Consider the following 14,468-nt stretch of genomic DNA (forward strand, 5'->3'; position numbering starts at 1 on the left):
CATGGCTAAGATGACAATGATCAAGGCAATTACGGCTGCCATGGATGAAGAGCTTGCTCATGACGACAAGGTAATGATCTTTGGTGAAGACGTTGGTAAAAACGGTGGTGTCTTTCGGGCAACGGATGGTCTGCAAGAAAAATTCGGTGAAGATCGAGTATTTGACACGCCACTGGCTGAATCAGGCATTATCGGCCTGGCCAACGGGATGGCGCTGGAAGGATTCCGTCCGGTACCAGAACTGCAGTTTATGGGCTTTATCTACGAAGCTTTTGATGAACTGGCTGGGCAAATGGCACGTTACCGCTTCCGGATGGGTGGCTCGCGCAAATTCCCAATTACGGTGCGTGCTCCGTTTGGTGGCGGTGTTCACACGCCAGAACTGCACTCGGACAGTTTTGAGGGTCTGCTGACTCAAGTTCCTGGTCTGCGTGTAGTTGCGCCAAGTGGTCCATATGATGCCAAGGGACTTTTGATCTCTGCTATTCGCTCCGACGATCCGGTCTTCTACTGTGAACACATGAAACTGTACCGTTCCATCAAGGAAGAAGTGCCTGATGAAGCCTACACCATTCCTTTGGACAAAGCGGCCGTCAAGCGTGAAGGCACTGATGTATCGATTATTACGTACGGCTACATGGTTCAAGAAAGTCTGGCTGCTGCTGAAGAACTGGCAAAAGACGGTATCAATGCGGAAGTCGTTGATCTGCGGACGTTGGCACCGCTTGACGAAGATACGATTCTGGCATCCGTCAAGAAGACGGGTCGCGTCGTACTAGTTCAAGAAGCTCAAAAGCAGGCCGGTGTTGGCGGTCAGGTTGCCTCGCTGATCGGCGAAAAAGGCATTTTGTACCTGGATGCCCCAATTGCTCGGGTAGCTGCTCCAGACACGCCATATCCATTCAGTGATGCCGAAGAAGTATGGCTGCCTAACAAGCAAGACATCGTTGATAAGGTTAAGGAAACCGTCAACTTTTAATCGCGAGGTGGAAGATCAATGAGCAAATACGAATTCAAGATGCCAGAGCTGGGCGAAGGAATGGCAGAAGGCACGATTGGTGAATGGCACGTCAAGGTTGGCGATGACGTTGCCAAGGATGCCGACATGGTTGAGATTGAAAACGACAAGTCAACCTCAGAGATTCCTTCTCCAGTTGATGGCAAGGTAACCAAGATCAATTTTGAAAAAGGCGATGACGTCAAAGTCGGCCAAGTTTTGATTGAATTTGAGGTCGCTGATGGTCAAGGCAACGTTGATGAAAGTGCAGCACCAGCCGCCAAATCGGCCCCAGCTGCTCCGGCTGGTGGTGCTGAAATCTATCAGTTCAAGATGCCAGAACTGGGCGAAGGGATGGCAGAAGGTACGATTGGCGAATGGCACGTCAAGGTCGGCGATACGATTGCCAAGGATGCTGACATGGTTGAAATTGAAAACGACAAGTCAACTTCAGAAATTCCTTCTCCAGTTGACGGTACGGTTACTAAGATCAACTTTGAAAAGGGCGATGACGTCAAGGTTGGCCAAGTTCTGGTTGAACTGCAGGTTGCAGCCGGTCAAGGCAACGTTGAAGGCGACGTGGCGCCTGCTCCTGCACAAGAACCTGCTCCGGCTCCTGCTAAAGCTGCTCCAGCTCCAGCAGCTGCAGACCATTCACTGCCAGTACTGGCAATGCCAGCCGTACGTCGTTATGCTCGTGAAAAGGGTGCTGAATTGACCAAGATTGCTGGTACCGGTCACCATGGCCAGATTCTTAAGGCGGACGTTGATGCCTTCTTGGCTGGTGGTGCCAAAGCTGCTCCAGCTGCCAGTGTTGCACCTGCCGCAGCCGCTGCTTCTGAAATGCCAAAGGCTAAACCAGCCACTGCAGTTTCCGTAGAACAGCCGGTACTGCCTAAGGCTACGCCAGCATGGCCAGAGCATGAAGAAAAGATGACGCCGGTACGTCGCGCTACGGCTAAGGCCATGATTCGCTCCGTACAACAAGCCCCAATGATCACGGTCTTTGAAGACGTTGTAGTTGACAAGCTCTGGGATCACCGCAAGAAGTACAAGGAACTGGCTAAGGACCATGGCGTTCATCTGACGTTCATGGCATACATGACCAAGGCACTGGCGGTTATCTTAAAGGAATTCCCAATCTTTAACTCTATGGTTGACATGGCTGATGAAAAGATCGTCTACCGTGACTACATCAATGTTGGAATTGCTACCGACACTGATCGTGGCCTATTCGTACCAAACATCAAGCATGCTGATTCCATGAGCCTGTTTGACATTGCCAAGCAGATTTCTGCTAATACGGCAAAGGCCAAGGACGGCAAGCTGTCGGGTGACGACATGAGCCATACCAGCATGTCCATTACCAATATCGGCTCAATCGGCGGTGGCTTCTTTACCCCAATTGTTAACTGGCCAGAAGTAGCCATCCTGGGTATGGGCAAGATCGTTCAGGAACCGGTTGTTGAAGATGGCGAAATCAAGGTTGCTCGGGTTCTGAAGCTTTCGTTGACCTGCGACCACCGGGTAATTGATGGTGGGACGGCGCAACGGGCTATGAACCGTCTGCACGAGCTGTTGAGCGACCCAGAACTGCTTTTAATGGAAGGATGATCACGAATGGTTGTTGGAGATTTCCCAATTGATTTGGATACCATTGTCGTTGGTGCGGGCCCTGGCGGCTATGTGGCTGCCGTTCACGCTGCCGAAATGGGACAAAAGGTTGCAGTTGTCGAAAGTACCTATCTTGGCGGCGTCTGCTTAAACGTCGGCTGTATTCCATCAAAGGCTTTGATTCAAGTCGGTCATAACTATCAAACGGCCAAGAACTCAGCTGATCAAGGTATTGAGGTTACTGATGCCAAACTTGATTTTGAAAAGGTTCAAGCGTTTAAAAACAGTGTCGTTAAGCGGATGACCAATGGGGTTGGCTTCCTGTTTAAGGAGCACAAGATTGACGTGATCTGGGGCTCAGCTTATTTGAAGAACGACCACAGCCTGCGTGTTATCAATGATCAGCATGGTCAGACCTACACGTTCAAGCACTTAATTTTGGCGATGGGCAGTCATCCAATCGAGATTCCAGGCTTTAAGTTTGAGGGCCGCGTATTGGATTCCACGGGCGCTCTGGCCTTAAAGGAAGTACCAAAGGATCTGGTCATCATCGGTGGTGGCTACATCGGCAGTGAGCTGGCCAATGCCTTTGCCAACTTTGGCGCTCACGTAACGATTCTGGAAGGTACCAAGTCGATTCTGGGCAACTATGAGCCTGATCTGGTCAAGGTTGCTTTAAAGGACTTCAAGGCCAAGGGGATTGACGTAATTACCAATGCGATGGCCAAGAAGGCAGAACAGACTGAAAATGGTGTCAAGGTTACCTATGCTGTGGGCGATGAAGAACACACGCTGGATGCCGATTACGTCGTTGTCTCAGTTGGTCGTCGTCCCAACACCAAGGAAATGGGACTAGAACAAGCCGGGATCAAGCTTGATAAGCGTGGCTTGATTGAAGTTGATGCCCAGGGTCAGACCAGCGTTAAGAACATTTACGCAATCGGTGATATCGTGGCTGGAGCTGCCTTGGCACATAAAGCCAGCTACGAAGGCAAAGTAGCAGCTGAGGCGATCGCTGGTAAGCCAACAACCGTCGACTATCACGCAATGCCGGCTGTCTGCTACCTGGACAATGAGATTGCTACCACGGGACTGACCGAGGCACAAGCCAAGGAAAAGGGCCTGGACGTCAAAACCGCCAAGTTCCCATTCATGGCTAATGGCCGAGCCGTATCCATGAAGGCAACGGAAGGCTTTGTTCGGCTGGTATTCATGAAGGATACGCATGTCATGGTCGGTGCTCAGATCGTGGGGCCGGATGCTTCTGATCTGATCAGCGAGCTGACCTTGGCAATCGAATCAGGAAATGAGATTGATGACATTGCATTGACGATTCATCCGCACCCAACACTGTCAGAAACGCTGATGGATGCTGCAGATGTGGGTCTTGGAATGCCAACCAATATTTAAATTGGATGAAGGGAACAGTGGTGTCGAATGCAATATTTAGCAATGCCTAGTGAGGATATCCGTCGCAATCTGGCAACCGAGCAGTATCTGATGAACAGCGACAAGCTGAAGCTGCCATTCATGCTGTTTTATATCGAAAAGCCTTGCATTATCGTGGGACGCAATCAAAACACGATGGAAGAAATTAATGCCGAGTACTGTCGTGAACATAACATTACGATTACACGGCGTCTGTCGGGTGGCGGCGCGATGTATCAGGATCTGGGCAACATGTGCTTTAGCTTTGTCGTTCCTGCCGATGAGATTCGATTCGGCGACTTTAAGGACCTGGTTAAGCCGATTGTTGATGCACTGCATGACATGGGCGCAACTGGGGCTGAAACTACTGGTCGCAACGATATCGTGATTGATGGCAAGAAGTTCTCCGGCAATGCCATGTATACCCGTAATGGCCGCACCTTCTCGCATGGGACGTTGATGTATGACGTTGATACCAGCGCGGTTGCTTCTGCATTGCACGTCCCAAAAGATAAAATTGAGTCAAAAGGCATTAAATCAGTTCGGGCGCGCGTTACCAACGTTAAGCCATATTTGAAACCCGAATTCCAGAATCTGACGACGCAGCAGTTTAGAGATGAATTAATCAAACGTATCTGGCATGTCGATTCGATCGAGGAGGCCAAGCAGTTTGAATATCAGCTGACGCCTGAAGATGAAGCGGCGATTTCTGAATTGGAAAAACGCTATTATGACAATTGGGACTGGGTATATGGCAAGTCACCAAAGTTCTCAGTCAAAAAACGTCAGCATTTCGATGGCGGAACCATTGATGCTCGTTTCCTGGTTGAAGACGGCAAGATTAATGATGTTAAGATCTATGGCGACTTCTTTGGCACTGGTGACGTAAAAGACGTTCAAGATGCCTTAAAGGGTCAGCCATATGATCAGGATGCCATGCAGCAGGTATTGGCAAAACTTGATCTGCAACGCTACTTTGTGGGGATTGATCCCAAAGACGTTGTCGATCTGCTGACCAAGCAGCATTAAAATTTCCAGCACCCAAACGACTGCTTCTCAACAGCTTTGAACGATAATTTAGCAGTCTTTGGTCAGCAGGTAGGGACCGGCGTGTTATAGCGTCGGCCCTTTTTTATGAAGAAAGGAGGCCAGCAAATGGGATGGCAGATTGCTTACAGCCGCTTACCACATGACTTCAGTGGGCTGCCTTTTAAAATGAAAAAACTGACGCAATTAATCAAGATTACACCCCAGGTCAGCGGCGGTGGGTTGCGCTTGCAGCTACATAACCACTTTGGAGATGAGCCACTGGTTTTTGATCGACTTGAAGTCAGCGACAATGAAAAAATGCAAGGTGCCAAAATGATTACACGTGGCGGTCAAACACGAATCGTCATCGCCAGTCATGGTACGGCGCAAACCGATACCTTGCCGTTTCAGGTTACTGCTGGCCAGCCGCTTTATTTTAGGATGTGTGCAACGTGTAGCCAGTCATATGTTGATTTTAGCTGTGTTTATGATGAGACGTTTTATAATGCCATCAATAGCAATTCAACAACGGCAACGCCTCGTCTCCCGCATAACTGGCAGGCACGCAAAGGCTGGTTTTGCCTCAGCCACTTAGAAGTCTGGACGGATCAAAAACTTCCGCTCATAGAATTGACTGGTGATTCACTGGCGGAAACCGGGATGCTTGAAACGGGATTGATCAAGCATCTGCAAGGTCAGGCGGTAGTCGTTAATACCGGCATCTCCGGTAATCGGCTGCTGCATGATGCACCGCAAGACGGTCCGCTTTATCAAACGTTTGGTCAGGCCCTGCTAAAAAGAGTTACGCAGCCAGTTTATTCGTTTCCGCATCCAGTAATTGCCTTGATTGGCAGTAATGATCTGGTTTTACCGTTAATTGACGCTCAATCGACTCATGAACTGGTAACGCCAATTCAATATCTAGCTGGGGTCAGTGAATTAAAGCATATCTTGGATGAACGCCATTGTCCGCTGATTTTAACAACGATTCCGCCATTCTCGCCGCGAGTAGATGAGAAACAAGCCGGTGTGTTGCTTGATGCTCAGCAGCGCCGTTTATTAATTAATCAAGAGTTGAGAAAATTTCCATGGGTCGTTGATTTGGACCCACTGCTGCTTGATGATAAAGGCGGTCTCAAAAAAAATTATGATTTTGGGGATCATCTGCATCTCAACGAGGCCGGTGGGGTTGCGGCAGCGCAGGTAATTCTGCGAAAAATAGGGCAGCTTGATGATTGGCCGTAAAATCAGAATTAATTAATAAAAGCCGTCACGGAAAAACTCCGTGGCGACTTTTGAACTATTATTAAATTAAACCTCTGCCGGCATTTCAATGTGCAGATCAGCGGCGATTTCTCGCATTTGCTCGATCGTCTTGGCATCAATATCAACGCCGTGCTTTTGATTTTCAGCCAGGTTCTTGTATTCGCGGTCGCCTGGTACCCAAATCGTCTTGCCTGGAACATGGTTAAGATGGCGAATCCGGTCAAGCATGCTGGTTGCGTTGGCCTTAAGCGTTTCAACGTCACCAAAGAAGGCCGGATCAAAAGCAAAGACAAACTGGCTGAAGTCGTGTTTACCCGTGTTGGTATCAGCTGAAATGGAACCTTGGGCTAAAATACCAGTTAGAATCTCAACGACGATGGAGTTGCCCATGCCCTTGTAGTTGGAGTTGACCTCACTGCCGCCCAGTGTCAAGAGACCGCCGCCTTTTTGCTCTTCTTCAAAGGCCGCGGTTGCCAAGATGCTTTCAGCTTCTTTAGGATCCTTGACGACTTGACGATTCTTATCAACGACCCAGTTGCCTGGCAGCTCAATACCTTTTTTGTCAGCCAGCTGAATCTTACCGCCAGCAACCACAGAAGTAGCACCGTCAAAAATGAAAGGATGCGGTGAGGCCGGGAAGCCAAACGCAAAGGCATTGGAACCTAAGAAGGCTTCGGTCGCGTTGGTTGGTACTACCAATGGGCGGGTGTTGGTCAGCGCAATTCCGGAAAGGCCAGCATCCAGTGCTTTACGAACGTAGTAGCCGGCAATTCCAAAGTGGTTGGAGTTGCGTACGACCCCAATGCCGACCCCAATCTGCTTGGCTTTTTCAATTACTTTGTCCATTGCCAGACTGGCCGCCAGATGCCCCATGTTTTGGTTGGCATCGACTAAAACGGCGCCGGGCAGCTCCTTTAAAATCTTGGCATGATTCTGAGGGACAATGATGCCGTCATTGATCATGCTGAGATACCAGTATAGTCTTTGGATCCCATGTGAGGAAATTCCCCGCAGGTCAGCATCAACTAACGTATCGGCAATCAAAGCCCCATCTTCTTGGCGAAAGCCTAATTTATCAAAAACAGTTTGTAGATAGTTGCGTTCATCTTCGGCATTGATTCGCATTGTTTTGTTATCCTTTCATAATAAAAACGCCCCTAAGCTAACTGCTCAAGGGCGTTTTGCGCGCTGTACCACCTTGGTTTGCCATTGTAACAATGACCTCCATGATTGATAACGGTAATCGGCCGGGGACGTAGCTTGCACCCGTTCCATTTGACAATGAGTTCATTTCACCGCTTCTGCCAATGCGTGCTTGCACCAGACCACGCTCGCTAAGATTAGAAAAAACGGCTACTATTCTCACTAACTTTTCATTATTTAAATATGAGTTCATTTTAGAAATAGATTTTTAATTTGTCAAGCTGATCTACTAAATTAATTTAAGTTAAAATAAAAATGATGCCATTTTGTGCAAACGCTTGCTCAAAAAATGAAAGGGCTTTATAATAAAGGTAATTAAAAGCGGGAGGCACTAAAATGCGAAAATTTTCTGTCCGTCATCCGTTTATGGCGGGATACGCGGCAACTTTGATTACCGGCATGATCCTTTGGGGAATTCGCAGTGTGGTTGGCACCAGTCTGATGAATCTGATTGGAATGCTCGCACTGGTGGGTTTGGCATTTTATTGGAACAAGATGAATTCTTATGCCAAGCTGGCTTGTGAAAAATATGATCTGCATTTTAATCTGGGACAAAAGCAGCGGCATAATCCACACTGGCCGCTGTACTTCAACACGGTGCTGTTCGCCGTAGTCGCGGTCACGATTTTGTTTTTAAACGTTACGTTTTATGGCGCGCGGATCGTTGGGGTCGTGATGGCGATCATTGCCGCCAATGCATTTATTCCGCTGCCAATGCGCAAGCTGGCTCAAAACCATGAAATCAGAGAACTGGTCAAGCAGCTCAATGCCAGACGAGAAGCTGAGTTTTACGGCACGGCTAAAGATCGGCAAACGGTTCAAGCAATTGCCAAGCTGGCTAAGTCGGAAAAATAGTTAACTTAAATATAGATAAACTTAAACGTCATCAAGCAAAATGCTTGGTGGCGTTTTTTGCATCGTTGGTAAACTGAATTTGGTAAGAAAAACATTAAATAACTAAAATAATTGATTGAGTTAATTTAATCTATAAAAATCAACCGTTCTAAGTGGAAAACCTTTAAAGACAGTATTCATTTAATGTTTATCATCAATACATATTAATGAAAATATCCCCCCTGAAAAAGTTACATAATGTAGATTCTAACAATCAAAGTGTTATCATCTACACGGAGATGGTATTTGATTAGAAAATAGGTGTTTACTAACTATACTTTCTTGATATTAGTTTTTTAAAAGGGGAGTTCAAAATGAATAGGATTCATCGTTTTGGGGACAACGCGGAAATCGATGAAAAGAACCGCGTGAAGATGTATAAAAAGGGTAGTCAATGGGTAACTGCCAATCAGACCAGTTTCATGTTGTTGGGAAAGCACGCATTGACCAAGGGTTTGGCGATTACGCTGGGAACCGTTGCGTTGGGTCTGACGAGTGGCCAGGCTGCATCAGCTGATTCAGTGGCATCTACGAGTAGTGGTACTCAGCCGACAACTGGTGAGACGACTAACTCTAGTGATTCTGGCAGTTCAAATATGGTAACGCTTAAATCGTCTGTAAATACATCAGAAGAGGACAACGGGACTACCACTTCTGGAAATAGTAATACCGACCAAGCGGCAAGTACCACGGTAATGACAAATTTTTCAGCATCCGAGGCCCTTCAAGCAAATTTGGCCTCCATGTCGACAACCTCAAGCTCACTAAATACTGATAGCAAATCGACAACAACCACAGCGAATGAGCAGTCTTCTGATGCCTCGTCAGTAATTGATAATGCTGGACAAAATTCTAAGGCACAGTCAGGCACGATTACGCTGAGTGAGATGTATAAGAACGATCATCTGCCTGACCTGCAAGAAAAGCTTTATGATGGCGACCGAGCTGTTCGAACGACTGAATTTCACCCAGATGAGATTTTTGACAATACTCAAGTTGATTACGATCAAGGTACCTCAACAAAGACGATCAATAATGTGTGGAATCAAAATTATTTGAATTTCAACTTGAATACATATGTTTCTAAGGAACTAGCCTTAGGAACGCCTAAGGATGGATTGTTTTATAACTTGCAGATTGATGATCGTCTGGCTAAACATATTACCAAGATTCAGATAACCAATAGTAATAAAGAGGTTTTCAACTTATCGACCCGAGCAGAGGCGCGTAAAGCTGGTCAAAACGTCGGTGACTATGATGATGATGTGTACTGTGCAGAATTTAACAGGGTCTTCCCAAATACCGGTATCTTCTCAAGTGAAACTAGAACGGCTAGTGGTGTTATTTATTTTGATGGCGTAATCAAGGATATTTTGTCACAGGCAACCGACAATGACTTTACGAAACTGCCGCTTGGCTATCGGTCTTATGTTTCTTATGAAGGTAATATGCCTTTCACCACAACCAGTCTGACTCATGGAAACCAGACTTATCCTTCAAAGAGCATCCTGGGGGCCAGCTATACCAACGGATTCTTTATTACGCCAACGCAGCATATTCCGGATTCCGCGGGTAAGGATGATGGTATGGATGGCGGCTACATTGGTGCACCAATGTTTTCTGGCTTTGTAAAAAACGGCATCTTTGCTGGTGGTACTGATGATGTTTACTATGATGTTAAAAATCGAGCAATCATTATTGATAACTACATAAACCGTAAAAGCGAATTTACATATAAGAACAATGGCTGGAAATATGATCTTAAGATTGATCCACGCTTGCTTCCATTTATCAAAGTAGAACAGACTAGGGATGCACAATGGAATCCAGTTACTTCATATGGCAATGTTGAACGGATCTATTTTAAAAATGGAACTTACTCGACGCACTACACTCGTGAAGAAATCAGAAATCAGCCTAAAGATACTACAGCTGATTTAATTAAAGAAACTAGAAAAACGTATCGAGATCCTCAAGATGGTGAATTCGTAGCTGATCTGAATAACGTGGCTCCAAATGTTGAGAAAACTCGGCCTTGGATCATTCGGACGGTTCTGCCATTAGGAGAAGATTCGCAGGGACGACTGTACACGCTGACTTCGATTCTCAAATCTATTTTTGAAAATACGGCAGATAGCGCCAAACAGCCCGCTCTGCAGTTTCAAACCTACATGGACAACGGCTATGGGAAAATGATTGAGGGCACGACTAGCTCGAACCTGTCCTCTTTCGCCGAACTGGCCAACAGCGTAAGTGACAACACAGAGGATCAAGGACTGTTTGTAATTGATTTTGTTGACGAGAATCAAACTGCACAGGGAGCGTTTACTCTGGAAGGCAAGGCTGGCTCAACGCAAGAGTTCACAGCTGATTTTCCGGATGGCTGGACTTTTGCCGGTGATCCAAGCAAGCTGCCAAATGGCTGGACGATCAATAGTCAAGGGCAGTTAACCGGGACAGCAACGATGCAAAGCTTTAACTCAGCCCAGGCAACTTGGCTGTTGGTTAAACATGGTACGTATACCGTGACGCATAATGCCGCTACTCAAGGCAAGCTGGTAGCTAAGGGCGGTATCATTCCGGGGACGACGGCCAAAAAATTTGCCCAAGATATTAATTACACTGATTTAAACAAGACTTTGACACGGACGGTTATTATTGATGACCCACACACGGGCAAACAAACCACACCCCAGACCGTTGACTTTGCTCGTGATGCTATCGTTGACATGGTCACGGGCGAAATTATCAGCTACACGCCTTGGCAAGCAGTGGATCCATCAACACGGAATTACGATACTGAAGGCAAGTATAATTACTATAATAATATTCCCGTACCAACTGTTGATGGCTACACACCTAGTCAGACCACGATTGAAAAGGTTTATCCAAATGGTACGAGCGATACTAATACTTCGATTGAGATAACCTATACAGCTAATGCTGGTACACAGACCATCAACTATCAATACGAAAAGGCTGATGGCAGTCTCGTTAACGTTGGTACACAGGTAGTCAACGGCAAGACTGATGAAAAAATCAACAAGATTACCTGGGAGCTGCCAGATGGTTATGCGTTAGCAGAAGGTGTATCATTGCCAAGCGAGGTTACGATTCAGGCAACCGATACGCCAATCACTATTAAGGTTGATCATCTAAAGGTAACGGTTACGCATGATAAGCCGCAAGTCGCCGGAGCGTTGATTCCAGGTACCAAGGATAAGCACTTTGGAACCGGCGTTACTCAGGACAATTTAAATCATACTGTTAAGCGGATAATCAATATTACTTATCCGGATGACACGGCAGCAAAGCAGATCGTTCAAGAAGTGAAGTTCGTGCAGGATGCAACTGTTGATGCGGTAACTGGTGAGGTTACCTACACGGGATGGTCCAATGCCGATACCAATACGAAATTTGAGGCATTAGACAGTACCGCTCTTGGGCTCAAAAGTATTGACGGATATAAGCCAACTAAAACCAGTGTTGCGGAAGCTGTACCTGGTGGTGGTGATAATGATCAGACAATCAATATTAGCTACACTAGGAATGGCGATGTAAGCCAGACTTTTACCTTGATTGATGTTAACGATAATGCCAAGGAGTACACTGTTACTCTCTCAGGGACTAAAGGTACCACAGGTGCTTATAAGGATATTTCCGCTTTATTGCCATCGGGAATGACTTTTAATGATCCGAATGACGAAAGTAAAACATTTAAGTATGTCGAATCTGGTCCCGCCATCCAGATTCGCGTCAAACATCAGACGCAGTCACAGGCAAATGATCAAAAAGCGGTAACACGCGAGATCATTCTTCAACTGCCCGATGGAACGAACAAAACTGAAACGCAAAGCGTATCATTTGAGCGGAGCGTTACTAGGGACCTCTTTAATGATCATTTGACGTATGGAAGCTGGCAGAACGCAGATCCAACTAAGACTGGTTTTGAAGAATATACGCCAGCACCTCAAGCTGGATATCACCCAATCAGTACGAGTGAGAGTTTTAAGGATGGCAAAGTTATAGCAATTGATAATGTCAGTGTTGATACTGTCTATCCTGCGGTTACGATTATTTATGCTGCTGATGATCAATCGTTTAAGATCATCTACCAGGATGAGCAGGGAAAGGTTATTCAAAACGATACGATAATAAGTGGCAAAACGGGGACAACGGTTAAGATCAATAGCACCGTACCAACTGGCTGGAAATTGGCAGACGGACAAACTGTTCCTAGCGAGTTCACTTTTACGACAACGGCTGCAAAGGATCAGACATATACAATTAAGCATGCCGTAGTAACGGTAAGTGCCGACAACCCGAAGACAATCAATGATCAATTGCCTGATAATCCAGCAAAGAAATATCCAAAAGGCGTTGACTATGATGATCTGAACAAGGATGTGACTAGGACGATTATTATCAACCTGCCAAATGGAACCGTTCAGACTTTAAAGGATACGGTTGCTTTTACTCGCAGTGCGGATGTTGATGAGGTTGACGGTACGGTAAAGTATAATAATTGGACTTCCACCAATAGTAATTGGAATGACCGTACAAGTGAAATTCCAGACGTTGCTGGATACACGAAACTTTATCAAGATACTGATGGAAAGACTTTGGCTGAATCTGCTGTTCAAAGCCAAGCAGTAAATTCAGATACGCCAAACAGTACAGTAAAGGTAAGTTACTCAGCTGATGCACAAACAGTTACAGTTAACTATGTTGATGATCAAAATAATGTAATTGGTCATAGTAGTTCACTTAGCGGTAAAACCGATAAAGAAATGCAAATTGACAAATCACAGCTTAACAACTTACCGGAAAACTGGATAATCGATGACAGTCAGACTTTTCCAATTACGTTCACCCCAAGTTCTGATGCATCGAAAAACGTCGTAAATGTTAAAGTTAAGCATGTGACAAAAGTTACAATTAACTATCTGGATGATCAAAATAATGAAACTGGTTATAGTAGTTCACTTAACGGTGAAGCTGGTACACCAATGCAGATTACTAAAGAACAGCTCTCCATTCCAGATGGCTGGACAGTTGATGATAGCCAAACTTTGCCGATTACGTTTACTCCAGATACTGATGCTACCAAGAATGTTGTAAATGTTAAGATTAAGCACTTAATCGTGAAAGTTAATAATGATAATTATTATTCTGGAAAGTTAATTCCCGGTACAAAGGCAAAGCACTTCGGTGATTATGATTTAAGTCATGTTGTGCAGCGGAATATTTATATTCACTATGAAAAAATAGGCAGAGGTTCTTCAGATTTACCAGCAGGAAGTGCACGTTTTACGCGAGAAGCATGGGTTGATGCAGTGACGGGTGAAATAGTCTCTTATGAAAAATGGGTAAGTAAAGGCGATAGTTTTGGAGAATATCTGCTTTCAAATGAAGGTCATGGATTTGATCCAAGTGATATAGAGAACTTTGCTAAAGTATACAAGGTTAATGGCCAATTTGCAGATTCAACGGTACTTGACAAGGTTACGCCATATGTAAATGAAGATGGAGATATAGTCACCGAAGTTGGTGGCATTACTGTCAAGAATAATGATGTAAATATCGACGTAGATTACCTTTATCTAAAAAATTTGAGTGATGTTCTCAATACGGTTCCAGCTACCAAACAAACCTATAAATATCTAAATGCCTCCAGTGATAAAGCAAAAGCATATGATACATCCGTGACAGATGGACAAAATCTACTAAAAAAGCTTGAGGATACAAGTATTGTTCAAACTAGCACTCAAGCTGATATTGATGCTGCTATGAATGCGATCACAAAAGCTGAAGCGGAGTTGGATGGTAAAGAAACGAATTACAAAGACTTGCAAAAGGCAGTTGATGACGCACCAACCAACAAGCAGACGGATGCCTACCTGAACGCCACCGATCAAAAAGTTTATGACAAAGCCGTAGCAGCTGGTGATGATATACTGAAGGCCCATACATCAGGTAGCATATATAGTCAGGCTGATGTTGATGCCGCAGTTAAGGCGATCAAGGATGCACTGAA

8 protein-coding genes are annotated in these 14,468 nt (G+C 45.5%); 7 read left to right on the forward strand and 1 reads right to left on the reverse strand.

Features of this window, described 5'->3' with window-relative positions:
- Position 1 precedes the first annotated feature (1 nt).
- The 5 genes from FC47_RS04910 to FC47_RS04930 all read left to right on the forward strand — a co-directional run bounded on the left by FC47_RS04910 (position 2) and on the right by FC47_RS04930 (position 6,313).
- Positions 2-979 (forward strand): alpha-ketoacid dehydrogenase subunit beta, encoded by a 978-nt coding sequence (locus FC47_RS04910; RefSeq protein ID WP_056968196.1) that lies wholly within the window; start codon positions 2-4, stop codon positions 977-979.
- Between the two features lie 18 nt (positions 980-997).
- The gene (locus FC47_RS04915) at positions 998-2,611 is read left to right on the forward strand and encodes a 2-oxo acid dehydrogenase subunit E2 (protein ID WP_081036739.1); all 1,614 of its coding nucleotides are present in this window, start codon (positions 998-1,000) and stop codon (positions 2,609-2,611) included.
- Between the two features lie 6 nt (positions 2,612-2,617).
- Positions 2,618-4,021, forward strand: coding sequence for a dihydrolipoyl dehydrogenase (lpdA, locus tag FC47_RS04920; RefSeq protein WP_056968198.1), 1,404 nt, complete (start codon positions 2,618-2,620; stop codon positions 4,019-4,021).
- A 27-nt stretch (positions 4,022-4,048) separates the two neighbouring features.
- Positions 4,049-5,068: a lipoate--protein ligase gene (locus FC47_RS04925; protein ID WP_056968200.1), complete on the forward strand. Its 1,020-nt coding sequence runs from the start codon at positions 4,049-4,051 to the stop codon at positions 5,066-5,068.
- A gap of 126 nt (positions 5,069-5,194) precedes the next feature.
- Positions 5,195-6,313, forward strand: a complete 1,119-nt coding sequence (locus FC47_RS04930) for a GDSL-type esterase/lipase family protein (RefSeq protein ID WP_056968202.1) — start codon at positions 5,195-5,197, stop codon at positions 6,311-6,313.
- Positions 6,314-6,379: 66 nt separating this feature from the next.
- Here FC47_RS04930 and FC47_RS04935 read toward each other — a convergent pair whose 3' ends face one another.
- On the reverse strand, positions 6,380-7,459 hold the full coding sequence (locus FC47_RS04935) for an Ldh family oxidoreductase (RefSeq protein ID WP_056968205.1): 1,080 nt from the start codon (positions 7,457-7,459) through the stop codon (positions 6,380-6,382).
- A gap of 414 nt (positions 7,460-7,873) precedes the next feature.
- Here FC47_RS04935 and FC47_RS04940 point away from each other — a divergent pair, with 414 nt between their 5' ends.
- A complete protein-coding gene (locus FC47_RS04940) occupies positions 7,874-8,392 on the forward strand; it encodes a hypothetical protein (RefSeq protein WP_039945685.1) in 519 nt (172 codons plus the stop codon).
- Positions 8,393-8,745: 353 nt separating this feature from the next.
- A partial coding sequence (locus tag FC47_RS04945) for a mucin-binding protein (protein WP_155519141.1) occupies positions 8,746-14,468 on the forward strand: 5,723 nt, incomplete at its 3' end.

The sequence above is a fragment of the Limosilactobacillus mucosae DSM 13345 genome (genome assembly GCF_001436025.1).
Lineage (GTDB): Bacteria > Bacillota > Bacilli > Lactobacillales > Lactobacillaceae > Limosilactobacillus > Limosilactobacillus mucosae.

Bases quoted from the DNA above. Each gene is read 5' to 3' on its own strand.
- FC47_RS04910 (WP_056968196.1), top strand. From the start codon at position 2: ATGGCTAAGATGACAATGATCAAGGCAATTACGGCTGCCATGGATGAA.
- FC47_RS04935 (WP_056968205.1), bottom strand. From the start codon at position 7,459: ATGCGAATCAATGCCGAAGATGAACGCAACTATCTACAAACTGTTTTT.
- FC47_RS04915 (WP_081036739.1), top strand. From the start codon at position 998: ATGAGCAAATACGAATTCAAGATGCCAGAGCTGGGCGAAGGAATGGCA.
- FC47_RS04930 (WP_056968202.1), top strand. From the start codon at position 5,195: ATGGGATGGCAGATTGCTTACAGCCGCTTACCACATGACTTCAGTGGG.
- FC47_RS04940 (WP_039945685.1), top strand. From the start codon at position 7,874: ATGCGAAAATTTTCTGTCCGTCATCCGTTTATGGCGGGATACGCGGCA.
- lpdA (WP_056968198.1), top strand. From the start codon at position 2,618: ATGGTTGTTGGAGATTTCCCAATTGATTTGGATACCATTGTCGTTGGT.
- FC47_RS04925 (WP_056968200.1), top strand. From the start codon at position 4,049: ATGCAATATTTAGCAATGCCTAGTGAGGATATCCGTCGCAATCTGGCA.